Consider the following 15,620-nt stretch of genomic DNA (forward strand, 5'->3'; position numbering starts at 1 on the left):
TTCGTAGGCGAATTTGGGAGCGAACGCATGAGTGAAGCAGAGGCAGCCCGCGAGGAAGTTGAGGACTTTCAGAAGCAAGTCGGCAAGCTGCGCGAGGAGATCGGTCGAGTCATCGTCGGTAACCGAGAGGTAGTCGACGGCGTGCTCACCTGCATGCTCGCCGGCTCCCACGCCTTGCTAGAAGGCGTGCCCGGGCTGGGCAAGACGATGCTGGTGCGTACCCTCGCGGAAGCGGTCAATCTGGAGTTCTCGCGCATCCAGTTCACCCCGGACCTGATGCCTGCGGACATCATCGGCACGACCGTGATGGAAGAGAAGGAAGGCGGCGGCCATGTGTTCGAGTTCCGCAAGGGGCCAGTCTTCGCCAACATCGTGCTCGCCGACGAGGTGAACCGCGCGACGCCGAAGACGCAGTCCGCGCTGCTCGAAGCCATGCAGGAACATCGCGTGACGGTGGGTCGCACCACTCACGTCATTCCCGAGCCCTACTTCGTGCTCGCGACCCAGAACCCGCTGGAGATGGAAGGCACCTACCCGCTGCCCGAAGCCCAGCTCGACCGCTTTTTCTTCAAGCTCCACGTGCCGTTCCCGAACCGCGAGGAGCTCCACACCATCATTGACCGCACGACGACCGGTTACCATGCGGAAGTAAAGCCGGTGGTGGACGCGGAAGAGATCGTGAAGATGCAGGAGCTGGTGCGCAAGGTACCAGTCGCGCGTCACGTTCAGGACTACGCAATCCGCGTCTTGCAGGCGACACATCCCGATCGTGAAGAGGCGACGGACAAAGTGAAGCGCTACGTACGCAGCGGCGGCTCGCCTCGCGGTGTCCAAGCGATCCTTCTGGCGAGCAAGATCCGTGCGCTCTTCGATGGGCGCTTCGCCGCCAGCATCGACGACGTGAAGGCGAGCGCGCTGCCCGCGCTGCGCCACCGTGTGCTCCTGAGCTTCGAAGGTGAGGCCGAGGGCGTGGCGCCGGATACGGTGCTGCAAGAGATCCTGACCAAGCTCCCCGAGGGCAAGGCCTAAGAGCGACCACAGGCCATCCGGCAATGGGGATTTTCGATATCTTCAAGCGGGCAACGGCGCCAGTTTCGCGCCGCTTCGTGCCCAACGTGCGCGCCAAGGAGGACCTGTTCGACGAGGAGTTCCAGCGCAAGCTGGAGATGCTCGCGATGGTCAGCCGCAAGGTGTTCGCCGGGCGGCTGAAGGCCGAGCGGCGCACGAAGAAGAAGGGCAGCGGCGTCGAGTTCGCTGACCACCGCGACTACACGGCTGGTGATGATTTCCGCGCGGTAGACTGGAACGTCTACCAGCGCTTCGGCAGGCTGTTGGTGCGCCTGTACGAAGAGGAAGAAGATCTCAGCATCTACTTCATCATCGACTGCTCGACGTCGATGGGCTTCTCCACGACTCAAGGCGCCGCGGCGCGCAAGTTCGATTACGCGCGCAAGCTCGCCGCGGCGTTGGCCTACGTCGGCCTAGCCAACTTGGATCGCGTCACCGTGGTAGCCATCAGCGACGCAGTGGTCGCGCGCATGCCGACGACGCGTGGCAAGGGTCGCATCTTCCGAGTTTTCAACTTCTTGCGTGACCTCGAGCCGAGCGGCGTGACGGACCTCGGTGAAGGCATGAAGACCTTCGTTGCGCAGCACAAGCGCCGCGGCCTCGCGGTGCTGATCAGCGACTTGTACGACCACGCTGGCTTCGAGCGCGGCATCAACGTCCTGCGCTACAACAAGTTCGAGCCGTTCGTCTTGCACGTTCTCGATCCGCAAGAGGCGCGACCAGACTTGAAGGGCGACATTCGCCTCTACGACTGCGAGACGGGGGACGAACGCGAGGTCACCGTTACGCCGAAGCTCTTGGAGCGGATGCAGTCCGCCTGGAGAGAGTACCAGACGGAGATCGAGCGCTTCTGTGCGAGCCGCCAGGTGACATACTTCCCTGCGGATATAAACGTCGAGTTCGATGAACTGATCCTGAAGGTCTTCCGCCGCGGAGGCTTTCTTCGGTGATCTTCTCCGGGCTGCCTTTCGCGACGTTGATGACCATCGCCGGTGTGGTGGGTGGTCTGACGGTCGTGTTCTACATCCTCAAGCTGCGGCGGCGCCCCATCGCAGTGCCGTTCAGCCATATCTGGGAGCGCATCCTGCGCGACAAGGAGGCCACGAGCTGGTTCTCTCAGCTGAAGCGGCTGCTCTCGCTGTTGTTTCAGCTTGCCCTGCTCACGCTGCTGATCATGGCGCTCGGCGATCCCCGGTTGAGCCAAAACCTCGTGGAGGGGCGCAACGTGTTGGTGCTCATCGACACCAGCGCGTCGATGAAGGCGACGGATGGGGGCGACGAGCAAGCGCCCACGCGCCTGGACGCTGCCCGCAAGGAAGTCGCCACGCTGGTGCGTGGCCTCGGCGGCACGGATCGCATGCTGATCGCGAGCATGGACTCTGGCGTGAGTCCCCTCACCACCATGACCGGTGAGACAACGGACCTCCAGGCCGCGCTCAAGCAGCTCAAGGCGACCGATACTCGCGCCGACCTGCGCCGTGGTCTCAACTTCGCTCTCGACTCCCTGCGTGGCTTGAACAAGACGGAAATCGTGCTGGTCAGCGACGGCGCGTTTGGTGACGTCGAGGACATCACGAAAGGCATCGATCTGGGAGAGACGAAGCTCTCCTACGTGCCTGTCGGCAGCAAGAATCGCAACGTTGCGATCACGCAGTTTTCCGTGCGGAGATATCCGTTGGACAAGTCACGCTACGAGGTGATGCTCGAGGTGACGAACACCAACGAGGAGCCCACCGACGTGGAGCTGACGCTGCTTGGAGACGGCCAAGTCGTGGACGTCACGAAGCTGCACCTGGGGCCAAACGAGCGGCTGCCGCGCTTCTACAAGGATCTGGCCGGCGCCAGCCGCACCCTCGAGGCGGTGATCAAGCTTGGAGACGGCGAGCCCGACAGTTTGCCTGCGGACGACCACGCCTATGCCCTGATGCCCGAGCGCAGGCGCTCCAAGGTGCTCATGGTCACCAAGACCAACACGTATCTCGAGGCCGCACTGCTCCTGGATGAGTACCTGGAGGTCACGAACGTCGAGCCGAAGGCGTACCCGCCTCAGGGTACGTTCGACGTGACGATTTTCGACGGCGTGGCGCCGCCCCTGGCAGATGGCTCTGGTGCCGCCCTGTATCTGAATCCGCCGGATACCAAGGAGGCACCAGTGCCTCGCGGAAAGAAGCTGAAGATGTTTGGCTTCGATACCTGGGACAAGAAGCATCCCATCGTGCGCTGGATGGAACTCGGCGACATTCAGGTGGCCGAGGGCTTCAGCTTCAAGCCGGAGAAGGCGGATCGCATCGTGGGCGCGTCGTTCAAGGGGCCGATCCTGGTGGAGGGGCGGCGCAGCGGGCGGCGCTTCATGGCGCTCGGCTTCGACCCCCGAGACAGCGACTTCGTGATGCGCGTGGCGTGGCCGTTGTTCGTGCTGAACACGATCAACTACTTCGTCGAAGAGGACACGGGGTACATCTCGTCGTTCCGCACCGGCGAGGTGTGGCGCATCCCCGCGCCGAGCGGTGTCGAGGTGGCCGAGCTCGAGCTGCCCGATGGGACAAAGCGCCAGGTCCCGATCAAACAGGGGCGCGCGGTGTATCAGGGCGACCAAGCCGGCTTCTACACCTTGCGCGTAAAGGCTGAAGGCGACTCCGCCGCCAAGGACGGCGAGACAGAGGCCCAAGAGACGATGTTCGCCGCCAACCTCGTAGACCTCGACGAGAGCCGCATCGAACCCAGTCCGAAGCTCGAGATCGGCAAGACCGAGGCGACCGCGGTGACGAACTTCAGCGCAGGCGTGCGCCGGGAGATCTGGCTCTACTTGCTCATCGCGGCGATCATTGCGTCCACCGTGGAGTGGTTCACGTATCACCGGAGGCTCACCGTATGAGGTGGCAGCGCATCGTCTGGTGGCTGTTCGTCTTGATGGTGGGTCTGGGCCTCGCCTACGCCTACAACCGCTTCATCATCCACGCGCCGGAGCCCACCTTCAAATGGGTGAAGGACGGTACGAACTACGAGCTGCTCGAGCCGCGCACCCTGGGTCTGGTGCTGCTGACGCCATTGATCTTGGCGATCATTGGCTGGAGCCTGGCGGATCTTCCATGGCAGCAACGCATCCTCGCGGTGCTCCTGAGAGTTGGCTTCATCGCCTTGCTCGCGGCATCCCTGGCGCGGCTCGCCAAGACGGCGGAGACCCAGAAGCTGGCTGCGGTGTTCGTCGTGGACGTCAGCGACTCGGTGCCCGACGCGGCGCTGAATGACGCCCGCGAGGTGATCGAAAAAGCCATCGCAGAAAAGCCCAAAGATGACGTGATCCGCATCGTGACCTTCGCGAAGCGGCCGAAGCTCATCGAGCTGAAGGAAGAAGAGGGCAAGCCGCCAGAGGTCCCGTCCGTCGCCGACCTGCGCCACAAGTCAGAGGACGTGAAGCTGGAGAAGCCGGGTGCCGGCACCGACGTCCAGTCGGCGCTCCAGCTGGCGTACGGCGTATTTCCTCCGGGATACTTGAAGCGCGCCGTGCTCTTCACCGACGGGGTAGAGACGGAGGGCGACCTGCTCGCCGAAGCGAACCGCGCCAGTGGCTTTGGCATCAAGCTCTTCACGGTGCCCTATCGGCGTCCCGCGCCCGGCGAGGTCGCGCTCAAGGAGCTGCGCGCGCCGGACAAGGTCGAGATTGGGCAGCCCTTCAACCTGACTGCGTACATCTACTCGAGCCGCGCTACGAAGGCGCGCGCCCGGCTCTATCAAGGAGAGACCTTGAATGGCCTGGATGGCGCACGGGAGCTCGACCTGGTTCCTGGGGAGAACGAGATCAAGTTCAAGAGCGTGGTGCGCATCGGTGGAGAGGTGACCTACGCGCTCAAGCTCGACCAGATCACCCACGACCGCTTCAAGGAGAACAACAGCTACTCCGTCACCATCGACGTGCCCGGGCGACCCGCGGTGCTCTACATCGAGGGGCAGCCTGCCCGCGCCAACTACTTGATGAGCGCCCTGCAGGCGCAGCAGTTCGAGGTCGACGTGCGCAATCCGACGGCGTTCCCGGGCTCCATCAAGGAGCTCGAGCGCTACGCCTTCGTGATCCTCTCGGATGTGCCGAAGGAGAAGGTCAGCATCTCTTCTCAGGATTTGATCGAGAGGTATGTGCGCGACTTGGGCGGCGGCTTCTTGATGGCAGGCGGCGAGAGCGGCTTTGGCCTTGGCGGCTGGGCGCACACCACCCTCGAGCGCATCTTGCCGGTGCGCATGGACGTGGAGCGGCGCAAGGACAACCCCGGCGTCGCCATGGTGCTGGTGATCGACCGCTCCGGGTCCATGACGGGGTTGCCGCTCGAGATGGCGAAGGCCGCCTGCAAGGCCACCGTGAGCACGCTCCAGGGCGACGACTTGATCGAGATCATCGCCTTCGATGACACGCCGATCCGCTACGTGAAGATGCAGCCGGCCCGCTACCGGAGCCGCATCCAGAACGAAGTGCTGCGCATTCAACCGGGCGGTGGCACCGCGATCTTCCCGGCGCTGGACCAGGCCTATCAGGACGTATCCGTGGCTCAGGCCCGCAAGAAGCACGTGATCCTGCTCACCGACGGTCGCGCGCCGACGGGCGGCATCAAGGATCTGGTGCAGGCGATGATCGCCGAGAGCATCACCGTGACCACCGTGGGCCTTGGAGAAGGCGCGGATGGTGACTTGCTGCGCATGATCGCGGACACCGGTGGCGGTCGCTACCACTCGGTCCCCGACCCAAACAGCTTGCCCAAGATCTTCACCCGGGAAACCGAGATGATCGCGCGTCAGGCTGCGGTTGAAGAGTGGTTCCCCGTGGAACAAGTCGGGAACGCAGACTTCCTCAAGGGCTTGTCCGTCAGCTCGGCTCCGCTGCTGCATGGCTACGTGGCGACGCAGATGAAGGGCCCGCCTTCTCAGGAGATCCTCACGAGCGACATCGGCGAACCCATCCTGGCGCGTTCGCGGCTTGGCCTCGGCTGGACCCTGGCGTGGACCAGCGACGTGAAGAACCTGTGGGCCGTCGACTGGCTGCGCTGGAGAGGCTACTCCCAGTTCTGGGGGCAGCTGATCCGCGAGCACATGCGCAAGAAGCACCGGCGCGAGCTGGACATGAAGACGGAGTCCAGCGGCGGCCAAGTCAAGGCGGTGGTCGACGCCTTCACCTTCGACGAGCGCTTCGAGAACGACATGAGCAGCAAGCTGTTCGTGATCGGCCCCGAGCCGGGCGGCAAGCGCCGCGAGCTCGACATGAAGCAAACAGCGCCAGGTCGCTACGAGGCAAACTTCGAGCTGGATGAGTACGGCTCCTTCCGTCTCCAAGCGGAGCACTCTCAAGAGGGCCCCGACGGCGAGCTAGACCGCGTCGGCGTGAGCTACGGCCATATCTCGAACCCGTATCCGCGCGAATACGCGAGCTTCGAACCAGACATCGAGCGTCTCGAGCGCGCGGCTGTCGCCGGAGGCGGCAAGGTAGACCCCACCCCCGCGCAGCTCTACGACCCCGGCGACGAAAAGATCACCTACTACGAGCAGCTGTGGCGGAACTTCATCTACGCCGCGCTCGTCGTCTTCTTGCTCGACTTGCTGGTCCGCCGCGTGCGCTTCTTCGACCGCAAGTTCCTGCCCAAGCGACGCCGCAAGCAGACCGCCTAGTCTCGTCGTTCAGTCTCTCCCCGCCCTTTTCGGCGGGTTTGGGGGTGAGGAAGCGCTCGTCCTAACGAGCCGCTATGGCGTGTGGGCCTTCGCCCTCGCAATCATTCTCTCCACATCGGGCGCCGTGTTGATCGGAACGATCTCGATGTCGGGGTGTTCGTTTTGGAAGACTCGGAAGACTTGGTCCGCGAATGCCTGACCAATTGCTTCGATATTCGAGAAGTCCATCAGGACGGTTTTGAACCTATCTACACCGGCTAGCAGGCGCTTGGCTTCGGCTCGTGACACCGGGTCGTCGCGACCGGTTACGCGAACTCTCACGAGCGTTTGGTCAGATTCTTCGCGCGTGGCCATCAGGCATTCTTGCTGGGTTTGCGTTGCGCTCAAGCTTTACTTGCCGCTGCCGTTCACGGGTTACGTGAGGATCGCAAACGCCTATTCTTCGGCTCTGGCTGGTGCCAATCGTGCCCAAAACCGCGTCATCGAAGCGGGGTCACGCCTCGCTCAGGGTGGCGTCGAAGGCGCTGTCGGCGGGCCAGCGGATGTGGCTGGCGATGTCGTGGAGCTGTCCCAGGGCGCGATTGAGCTGGCGGCGAACGTCGCCGTGGTCAAGGCGCTGGACGAGTCTCAGGCGGAGCTCTTGAAGGCGCTGCCTTGATTCTACCTTGAATCCGTGGGGATCACTTCGGAGGCGCGACTTCCGTCTTGCAGCCGAGCTGGATGTCGACCTTGGCGTTCGCGTCGTCGCGGACGCGGTCGCAGAGAGCGCCGCAGAGGATGATCTTGGTCTGATCGGCGTTCCACTGCCAGCCATCGACGCACGGGTTGTTTGGATCCTGGAGCACTTGCTCGGGAGTGCCGGTGCCGTTGGGGGTGTAGGTGACGTTGACCTTCGTCGGGTCGAGTTCTTCGCCCTGGGGCGGTACAGGCGTGTACTCGCAGCTCAGGCGGTCCACGATGCCATTGGCGATGTCGTTGAAGATCGCTGACCAGTCGTTGTCGCAGATGCTTGCGGTGATGCCGCCGGTCGCGTCGGACAGCGCCTTGTACTGCTTGCCTGGGCTGGCAGCGGCGTTGCCTGTCATCGTGTTGGGGTCGTAGTCCGGGCTGACGCAAGTCTCGTCGCTGGCGTTCGGATCGTAACCGATGATCGAGTGCCAGATGTACTTGCGGTCGCCCTGGGTGCCGAAGTAGCCCGGGGCCGGTGTTCCGGGAGGATCCGACTGATCGGTCAGCCAGTAGTCGAAATCTTGAGCCGCGGTAGCGATGATGGGCTCGTCGTCCGTGACCTCGACGAAGACCTTCGTGGAGTTGAAGCGCAGGTGGTTGTACCAGGGCGTGGCGCCAGCACAGAAGAGCGGGTTGGCGATGCCCGTGTAGTTGTTGCGGAGCAAATTGAAGGAGTTCGTGCTGCCGACTTCGCAGTTGGTGGTGAAGAAGCGGGGCGCGTTGTCCCCGCAGCTGGCGCCACCAAGGGGCGGGTCGACGCACACGGAGAGATCTCCAGTGCCGCGCTTGGTGAACATGACGACGCGCCAGTCGATGGGGGACGCTTGAATCGTGGGCACGAAGCTCCCGTTCACATTGCTTCGGATCTTGTCGATCTCGTCGCCCATGGAGCACGAGTTGTCGATCACCCAGACGATGTCGACGGCGCTCAACGCTTGGGCCGTGGTCGTGCTGCAGGCGGCGTCTTCGTCGAGGCCGCCAGTGCCACCGCTGCCGCCGCCGTCGATGAAGCTGCTGCCGCCGTCCCCGCCAGTGCCACCAAAGCTCGTATTGCCCGAGCCCCCGCTGGCGGCGCTCCCACCGCTGGCGGCGCTCCCACCGCTGGCTCCGTTGCCTCCAGTGACCTTGCTCGGGTCGTTACCCGAAGCAGAACAGGCGGCGGCGAGTGCGATCCCGATCAGAGCGGAAAGGCTGGAGAGAGTCAGTTCCTTCAAGCGCATGGCGACCTCCAAGCAAGCACCGCAGCTTGCAGTGCGGTGGCTCAGTCAAAGCAGCAGCGACGACCAACTGCTTGGAGGAGTGTAAGTTACTTCAAGCCTAAACAGAACTACCGAGCCAGACGCCTCGGTTGGTTTCTTCCGCCCTGTGACTGCAGTTGTCCGCCGAACCTAGAAAGCGAACTGCACAAGCAGCGGAAAAGACTGGAGTCGCGTTCAGTTCTGGAGGCCACTCCCCGGGTCTTGCCTGGCGCTCCCCGGCGGTGCTTGGGGTGCCTTGCGGAGCGGTGCCGCCTCCCCCCCAACAGAAAGACGAGCGGTGCGTGTAATTACCGTGCGGTAATTGTATTGCGCGGCGTCCTCTCAGCTGGAGGCGTCGGAGTGTTCCACCGGAGAAGCGTGGCAAGGCAGCTTGCCTGGCTGGCTTAGTGCTTCGATGATTGGGCAGTCGCCGTCCTCGCAGCCGCCTTCGCAGTCCTTCACCAGTTGGCGAAGCGCTTCGCGGATCCCCTCGAGCTCGGCGAGCTTGGACTCGATGGTCTCCAGCTTGGTTTCCGCGATGCGGCGCACCCGCTGACGCTGACGACCCTTGGCCGGCCGCAGGCTCATCAATTCCTCGATTTCCTCGAGGCTAAACCCCAGGCCTTGGGCGCGCTTGATGAAGCGGATGCGATCGAGGGCCGCGGCGGTGTAGACGCGGTAGCCGTTGGGCGCCCGCTCAGGAGGTGGCAACAGGCCTCGGCGCTCGTAGTAGCGCAGAGTTTCAATGTTTACGCCCGCTTCGCGAGCCAGTTCTCCGGTACGCACTTGGTAAGCTTAGGGTGTGACCTAAGTCCAGGGTCAACGGGGCGAGATCTTAAACGTGTTACGTTCACGTCACCGGAATTCGCTGATAGCAAACTCACTCGCAGGTATGAGCGACGCTTCCTGCTCGCGAATCGTGCGCAAAATTGCAAAGTTCCGACGCGAACGTGAAGCGTACTGCGGGTTGATTCCCCACGCCTTTGCCACTAGCTCCCTGCCATGACTCTGCGTCGGGGTATTGGTCTGGTCACTTCGTTGTTCACTGCTGCGCTCCTCGCCAGCGCTTGTGGCGGGCCCACGATGGAGCCGGATACGCCGCCGCCTCCGGTGTCCGCGCCCATCAACGAAAACATCATCGAAGACGGTCAAGCCACGGCTACGCCGGAAGAAGCCCGCAAGTTCGTGGAGCAGGTCGACAAGGACCTGCGGCAGCTCATGGGCAACGCCGAGCGCGTCGCCTGGGTGAAAATGACCTACATCACCCACGACACCGAGATCTTGGAGGCCAACGCCCAAGAGCAGGTGATGGAGTACCTGTCGCGCAAGATCAAGGAGGCGCGCAAGTTCGAGGGGCTCGACTTGCCACCAGACGTCGCACGGCAGCTCTACTTGCTAAAATTCTCTGCGGAATTGCCAGCACCGGATGACGAGGCCAAGCGCAAGGAGTTCGCCGGGATCGTCACCAAGCTAGACAGCATCTACGGCAAGGGCGAGTACTGCTCCAAGAAGCTGATCGGTCACGCGCTGCCCAAGGGCAAAGACAAGAAGAAGGATGACGGCTGCCGTTCCCTGGAGGAGCTGTCGCAAATCATCGCGGAGAGCCGTGACTACGACCTCCTGCTCGAGGCGTGGAAGGGCTGGCGCACCATCAGCAAGCCGATGCGCCCCATGTATCAGCGCTTCGTCGAGCTTGGGAATGAGGGCGCGAAGGAGATCGGCTACTCCGATATGGGAGCGATCTGGAAGGGCCACTACGACATGTCCGACAAGGACTTCGTGGCGGAAATGGATCGCCTCTACGCTCAAGTGAAGCCGCTCTACGAGCAGCTGCATTGCTACGTCCGCGCCAAGCTCTCCGAGAAGTACGGCAAAGACAAAGTCTCGCCCACGGGGGGCATTCCGGCGCACCTGCTGGGCAACATGTGGGCGCAGGAGTGGGAGGCGCTCTACAAGGACCTCGAGCCTTACCCCGGGAAGGGCCAGCCGGATCTGACGGCTGCGATGAAGAAGCAAAAGTACGATCACATCAAGATGGTCAAGCTGGCAGAAGGCTTCTTCACCAGCCTCGGCATGAAGCCGCTACCGCAGACCTTCTGGGAACGCAGCTTGTTCCTCAAGCCTGCGGATCGCGACGTGGTTTGCCACGCCAGCGCCTGGGATGTGGGCATGAGCGGTGACTTGCGCATCAAGATGTGCATCAAGGTCGACTACGAGGATCTGGTGACGATTCATCACGAGCTCGGCCACGACTACTACTTCATGTACTACCACGATCAGCCCGCGCTATTTCAGCAGGGAGCCAACGATGGTTTCCATGAGGGAATTGGCGACACCCTGGCGCTTGGTGTGACGCCCGCGTACTTGAAGCAGGTTGGCCTCATCGACAAGGTTCAAGAGAGCAAGGAAGCGGACATCAATCTCTTGATGAGTCGCGCGCTCGAGGGCGTCGCCTTCTTGCCGTTCGGAAAGATGATCGACCAGTGGCGCTGGGACGTGTTCAGCGGGAAGGTGCCGCCGAGCCAGTACAACGCCTACTGGTGGAAGCTGCGCAAGGACTTCCAGGGGATCGTGCCGCCAGTGGAGCGCACCGAAGAGGACTTCGACCCCGGCGCGAAGTACCACATCCCGGGCAACACGCCCTACATCCGCTACTACATCGCGCGCATCCTGCAGTATCAGTTCCTGCGGGCGCTGTGTCGTGAGGCGGGCTTCCAAGGACCGCTCTACCAGTGCACGTTCTACGGAAACAAAGCCGCCGGCGAGAAGATGATGGCGATGCTCAAGCTCGGGGCGAGCAAGCCCTGGCCGGAGGCCCTCGCAGCGATCAGTGGTGAGACCAAAATGGATGCCTCAGCCATCCTCGATTACTACGCGCCCCTGATGGAGTGGCTGAAAGAGAAGAACCAAGGGCAAAAGTGCGGCTGGTAGTCGACCAGTCGTCGCCCTGGGCCCTTCAGAGGCTGCTCTAGCTGGTCGTTGTGCCTACCGCTTGGTAAGTTCTTCTTCCCAGCTGCGGCCTCTGTCGCAGGCCTCACCCCGATGAGTTTCGCAGACCTCCAGCACCGTCTGATGTCTGGTCGTCCACTCGTGTTGGACGCGGACACCGGCGCTTGCTTCCGCTCCCGTGGGCGTGCGCTCACGCGCGCTGGGGCGCTCGGCAAGCTGCTCCGGGAGAACCCCGACGCGATCATCGAGCACTACTTGGCGGAGGTGAATAGCCGGGTGGACGTGCTGTGCGCGCTGACCAGCGACACCACGCCTCGAGCGTTGGCGGAGGTCGGCATGGAGCACCGCGCGGCGATGCTCACTGGGCTAAGCGTCGACCTCGCCCTCGAAGTGGCGCAGGCCGCGGAGCGTCCCGTCGGCGTAGCCGGCGTGCTTGGCTCCGACATGGTGGCTGCGATGCGCAGCGATCGCCTGGTGGCCGAGCTAGACGAGCACGCGGAGCGCTTGGCGGTTGCCGGTTGTGAGCTCTTCTTGGCGCGTGGCCTCGGCTCTCACTTCGAGCTGATGGCAGCGGTCCACGCCGGTAATGCGCGTGGGCTGCCCGTCTGGGCGGTGCTCGAAGCCAGCGTCGACGGCCAGCTGGTGACGGGAGATTCCATCGAGCAGTCGGTGACGGAGCTGCGCGGCGCCGGGGTTAGCGCGGTGCTCTTCGAGATCAGCGGCGTGGCCGCGGCGGAGCGAATTCTCGAGTCGGCACGCGAGGTTGCTCCGGCGACGCCGGAGTGCGTGTACGGCGTGCTGGTAGCTGGCGGGGTGGGCAGCGTGCGCGGCTTCCCCGACGACGACACCCGGCCTGGTGAGTGGGCGAACGGTGCCTCGCGCCTCGATGCGGCCGGGGCCCGAGTGATTGGTGGGGGAGCAGGCACAACGGAATCGCACACGGCGGCACTTGCGCATGCCCTGGGCGCTCTCCATCCTTCCATCCCAGTCCCGGCCCCAATCTAGCGCCGAGCGACCCGACCACGCGCTGTAACCAGGCGCGTCCCTTCCGAAAGAACTCGAGCGCACAACAGATGGCGACAGCCGAATTGGGTGATCCGGCTCAGGCACCGATCCAGTCCTTTGACGACTTGCTGCAGATTTTCCACGAATCCCAGCAACCGGTAGAGCGCTGGCTGATCGGAGCAGAGGCGGAGAAGTTTGGGGTCGACGCACGCACCGGCGAGCCGATCAGCTACGACGGCGAACGCGGGGTGCTGCGTGTGCTGGACGCGCTGGCTACGGAGTTCGACTACACCGCTGGGCGCGAGTCTGCGGACGGTCCGATCATCAGTCTGACTCGGGGTTCCGCCTCGGTGACTCTGGAGCCGGGGGCGCAGCTCGAGCTCTCTGGCTCACCGCTCGCTGACGTTCACGCCGTGTGCGCGGAGGTGCGAGGGCACCTCTCAGAGCTTGCGCGTATCTCCGCGGATATGAATCTGGTGTGGCTCGGACTCGGCTTTCACCCCTTCGCGCGCCAGGCGGATCTGCCTTGGGTGCCGAAGCAGCGCTACGCGATCATGCGCGAGTACTTGCCCACGCGGGGTCGCCGTGGTGTGGACATGATGCGGCGCACCGCCACCGTGCAGGCAAACTTCGACTACTCCGACGAGCAAGATGCCATGCGGAAACTCGGGGTGAGCTTGCGCATCGGGCCCATCGTCAACGCGCTCTTCGCCAACTCGCCGTTCTTCGAGGGCAAGCTCGCCGGTAAAGTAAGCGAGCGCGGCGCCGTTTGGCTCGAGATGGATCCGGAGCGGTCCGGCATGATCCTGGATCTCGCGAAGAAACCGCGGGCCACGTACGCCGACTATGCGGAGTGGGCGCTCGATGCTGGCATGTTCTTCTTCAAGCGGAACGGTCAGATCGTCCCCAACACCGGTCAGACCTTCCGCAGCTTCATGCGGGACGGCTTTCAAGGGGAGCGCGCGACGCTGGGCGACTGGCAGTTCCACCTGAACACGCTGTTTCCTGACGCGCGCCTCAAGCGCACCCTCGAGGTTCGCACCTGCGACTCGCTGCCGACGCGCTTTGTCACCGGCGTGCCTGCGTTGTTCACCGGGCTCCTGTATGACGAGCAAGCGCTGGCGGAGGCAGAAGACTTGAGCTTCTCGTTCGACCTGGAAGCGCTCATGCACGCGCGGGTTGACCTGGTCACTCACGGTATCCGTGCGGAAGTGGGCGGGCGCCCCGTCCGCGCGCTGGCAGAGCAACTCGTTGAAATCGCGCGCGGCGGGCTCTCGCGTCGGCACAAGCTGGACGACCAGGGTCGCGACGAGACAATCCACCTGCAGCCCATCTCGGAGCTCCTGGAGCGTGGCTTGATGCCCGCCGACTTGCTCACCGAAGGCCTGAGTTCGGCGACCCCTGCGGAGCTGATGGCCGCAGTGCTCGAGCGCGGCAGGGTCTGAGGCTACTCGCAGTGCTTGCCCAGGTCGGTTAGATCGTCCGCGCCGAACGCGTCCCACTCCACGGCTGGATCGAACACATCACCCGAGTTCGTGTCGCCCTGGGTGATGGAGCACTTGCGGCGCAGCGTGTGATCTTGAGTGGTGTTTGGAGGCGTGCCCCAGTAGTTGGCTGGCGCCGTTCCCAGCTGACCGATCACGTCCATGACGTTTGCGCCGCACTTCAGCACCTGGGCGTCGTTGCCGTTGAAGCTCATGCTGCTGGGTGATTGCTGGCAGGTCGTTGCCGAAGCCGTGGCGCTCGAGCAGAGCACATAAGTTGAGCCGGGCTGGAGCGTCGTGGCGAGGGGGAAGTCGGAGAAGAAGCTTCCGTCGCCGTACGCGGACACGTAGCAGGCGCTGAGGTCAACGGGCGCGCTGCCCGCGTTGTAGACCTCGAGCGCCGTGTAGTTGTGCCCTTCCACGTACTCGCTGAAGATCAAGCCGCCGGTTTCAGTGCCCCCGGTACCCGCGCTCCCTGCGACGCCTCCGTCGCCGGAAGCGCCGCCGTCGCCAGACGTTCCAGCGTCCCCTGAGCTAGCCCCGGTGCCTCCGGCGCCGTTGCCACCCATCGCGCCGGTTCCACCCATTGCACCTGCGCCGCCTCTCGCGCCCGTGCCGCCCATCGCGCCAGTGCCTCCGGTCGCGCCGCTAGCGCTCGTTGCGCCGCTACCGCCGCCAGACAAACCGGCGACGTTGCCAGTTCCGGCATCGCCACCCGCGCCGCTGCCAGCTGCGCCTTCAAAGGTCGGGTGGAAATCGTCCAGTCCGAGCAGCTTGGAACAACCGGGGAGTGCCGTTGCAGCTAGCAGTAACAGGACCCGGAGCCGCATCCGCTGTGTGTTAGCCCACTGCGCGGAGAAGACCAACCCAGCGCGGCCGCGAACCAGCGCTTTAGCGGCGAAAGCATGCTGCCCACGCGCCTGCGTCTCCTCTTGGCTACTGCCTAGGGGGCGCGTACACGTTCTCCGAGGTCGGCGCCTGCCCGTGGGCGAGGCCGGTACCCAGGGGCTGATCGACGTAGCCTTGGTTTGGCGCTTGGAGCCAGTGCGCGTAGGCGTCGTAGTGCGTGGAGTGGGTGTAGCCCGAGTGCAGGTACTGGTACCTGAGCTCCAGCAGCTGTTGTAGTTCCGCGGGGCAAGGCTTCCAGTCAGGTGCCTCGCCGACTTCAGATATCGGTAGAGAGCTGTCCCCATCGACCGTGTTGGGGGTGAGGAGCTCTTGCCTCAAAGCGTACCACGCGTGGTCGCTCAGTCGGAGACTCCAGCGCTGTGAGTCTTGGCGCCACATATGAAACTCGATCCAGACGTTGCTCTGGTTCGCCAGGCGCCAGATGCGCGCGGTGGAGAAGTCCACCTTCCACATCACGCCCTCTGCCAGTAGGTCGAAGCTCACCGAGTGAGGATGCGGGTTGACCCCGTAGTAGCTCGGCTTCTGGTTGTACGCGAAGTACACCAGCACGATCACGACCACGAGGATGATCAGCATGAGACTCGTGAGC

Annotated in this window: 13 protein-coding genes; 8 read left to right on the forward strand and 5 right to left on the reverse strand. The window is 63.7% G+C overall.

Annotated features, from left to right (window positions below):
• Positions 1 to 27 precede the first annotated feature (27 nt).
• The 4 genes from H6718_09250 to H6718_09265 are packed head-to-tail and all read left to right on the forward strand — an operon-like array spanning position 28 to position 6,717.
• Positions 28 to 1,029, forward strand: coding sequence for a MoxR family ATPase (locus tag H6718_09250; protein MCB9585572.1), 1,002 nt, complete (start codon positions 28 to 30; stop codon positions 1,027 to 1,029).
• Positions 1,030 to 1,052: 23 nt separating this feature from the next.
• Positions 1,053 to 2,018: a DUF58 domain-containing protein gene (locus tag H6718_09255; protein ID MCB9585573.1), complete on the forward strand. Its 966-nt coding sequence runs from the start codon at positions 1,053 to 1,055 to the stop codon at positions 2,016 to 2,018.
• A 29-nt stretch (positions 2,019 to 2,047) separates the two neighbouring features.
• On the forward strand, positions 2,048 to 3,943 hold the full coding sequence (locus tag H6718_09260; GenBank protein MCB9585574.1) for a VWA domain-containing protein: 1,896 nt from the start codon (positions 2,048 to 2,050) through the stop codon (positions 3,941 to 3,943).
• On the forward strand, positions 3,940 to 6,717 hold the full coding sequence (locus tag H6718_09265; GenBank protein ID MCB9585575.1) for a VWA domain-containing protein: 2,778 nt from the start codon (positions 3,940 to 3,942) through the stop codon (positions 6,715 to 6,717). Before H6718_09260 ends, H6718_09265 begins: the two co-directional genes overlap by 4 nt.
• Before the next feature lie 72 nt (positions 6,718 to 6,789).
• On the opposite strand, the gene H6718_09270 is transcribed toward H6718_09265, so the two are convergent.
• Positions 6,790 to 7,071, reverse strand: a complete 282-nt coding sequence (locus H6718_09270) for an STAS-like domain-containing protein (protein MCB9585576.1) — start codon at positions 7,069 to 7,071, stop codon at positions 6,790 to 6,792.
• Here H6718_09270 and H6718_09275 point away from each other — a divergent pair.
• The gene (locus H6718_09275; protein ID MCB9585577.1) at positions 7,064 to 7,375 is read left to right on the forward strand and encodes a hypothetical protein; all 312 of its coding nucleotides are present in this window, start codon (positions 7,064 to 7,066) and stop codon (positions 7,373 to 7,375) included. The two genes, H6718_09270 and H6718_09275, sit on opposite strands and share 8 nt — an antisense overlap.
• A gap of 22 nt (positions 7,376 to 7,397) precedes the next feature.
• Here H6718_09275 and H6718_09280 read toward each other — a convergent pair whose 3' ends face one another.
• A complete protein-coding gene (locus tag H6718_09280) occupies positions 7,398 to 8,666 on the reverse strand; it encodes a hypothetical protein (GenBank protein ID MCB9585578.1) in 1,269 nt (422 codons plus the stop codon).
• Positions 8,667 to 9,026: 360 nt separating this feature from the next.
• Positions 9,027 to 9,470: a MerR family transcriptional regulator gene (locus H6718_09285; GenBank protein MCB9585579.1), complete on the reverse strand. Its 444-nt coding sequence runs from the start codon at positions 9,468 to 9,470 to the stop codon at positions 9,027 to 9,029.
• A gap of 216 nt (positions 9,471 to 9,686) precedes the next feature.
• Here H6718_09285 and H6718_09290 point away from each other — a divergent pair, with 216 nt between their 5' ends.
• The 3 genes from H6718_09290 to H6718_09300 all read left to right on the forward strand — a co-directional run bounded on the left by H6718_09290 (position 9,687) and on the right by H6718_09300 (position 14,083).
• Complete coding sequence (locus tag H6718_09290) at positions 9,687 to 11,615, forward strand: M2 family metallopeptidase (protein MCB9585580.1); 1,929 nt, start codon at positions 9,687 to 9,689, stop codon at positions 11,613 to 11,615.
• 111 nt (positions 11,616 to 11,726) lie between these two features.
• On the forward strand, positions 11,727 to 12,638 hold the full coding sequence (locus H6718_09295; protein ID MCB9585581.1) for a homocysteine S-methyltransferase family protein: 912 nt from the start codon (positions 11,727 to 11,729) through the stop codon (positions 12,636 to 12,638).
• A gap of 68 nt (positions 12,639 to 12,706) precedes the next feature.
• A complete protein-coding gene (locus H6718_09300; protein ID MCB9585582.1) occupies positions 12,707 to 14,083 on the forward strand; it encodes a glutamate--cysteine ligase in 1,377 nt (458 codons plus the stop codon).
• Between the two features lie 2 nt (positions 14,084 to 14,085).
• Here H6718_09300 and H6718_09305 read toward each other — a convergent pair whose 3' ends face one another.
• The gene (locus H6718_09305) at positions 14,086 to 14,952 is read right to left on the reverse strand and encodes a lamin tail domain-containing protein (protein MCB9585583.1); all 867 of its coding nucleotides are present in this window, start codon (positions 14,950 to 14,952) and stop codon (positions 14,086 to 14,088) included.
• A gap of 106 nt (positions 14,953 to 15,058) precedes the next feature.
• The gene (locus H6718_09310) at positions 15,059 to 15,607 is read right to left on the reverse strand and encodes a hypothetical protein (protein ID MCB9585584.1); all 549 of its coding nucleotides are present in this window, start codon (positions 15,605 to 15,607) and stop codon (positions 15,059 to 15,061) included.
• Between the last annotated feature and the right edge of the window lie 13 nt (positions 15,608 to 15,620).

The organism is Polyangiaceae bacterium (assembly GCA_020633205.1).
Lineage (GTDB): Bacteria > Myxococcota_A > Polyangia > Polyangiales > Polyangiaceae > JAHBVY01.

Coding starts and splice junctions, on each gene's coding strand:
- H6718_09265 (MCB9585575.1), top strand. CDS start 3,940: ATGAGGTGGCAGCGCATCGTCTGGTGGCTGTTCGTCTTGATGGTGGGT.
- H6718_09270 (MCB9585576.1), bottom strand. CDS start 7,071: ATGGCCACGCGCGAAGAATCTGACCAAACGCTCGTGAGAGTTCGCGTA.
- H6718_09250 (MCB9585572.1), top strand. CDS start 28: ATGAGTGAAGCAGAGGCAGCCCGCGAGGAAGTTGAGGACTTTCAGAAG.
- H6718_09260 (MCB9585574.1), top strand. CDS start 2,048: ATGACCATCGCCGGTGTGGTGGGTGGTCTGACGGTCGTGTTCTACATC.
- H6718_09310 (MCB9585584.1), bottom strand. CDS start 15,607: ATGCTGATCATCCTCGTGGTCGTGATCGTGCTGGTGTACTTCGCGTAC.
- H6718_09280 (MCB9585578.1), bottom strand. CDS start 8,666: ATGCGCTTGAAGGAACTGACTCTCTCCAGCCTTTCCGCTCTGATCGGG.
- H6718_09305 (MCB9585583.1), bottom strand. CDS start 14,952: ATGCGGCTCCGGGTCCTGTTACTGCTAGCTGCAACGGCACTCCCCGGT.
- H6718_09295 (MCB9585581.1), top strand. CDS start 11,727: ATGAGTTTCGCAGACCTCCAGCACCGTCTGATGTCTGGTCGTCCACTC.
- H6718_09290 (MCB9585580.1), top strand. CDS start 9,687: ATGACTCTGCGTCGGGGTATTGGTCTGGTCACTTCGTTGTTCACTGCT.
- H6718_09255 (MCB9585573.1), top strand. CDS start 1,053: ATGGGGATTTTCGATATCTTCAAGCGGGCAACGGCGCCAGTTTCGCGC.
- H6718_09300 (MCB9585582.1), top strand. CDS start 12,707: ATGGCGACAGCCGAATTGGGTGATCCGGCTCAGGCACCGATCCAGTCC.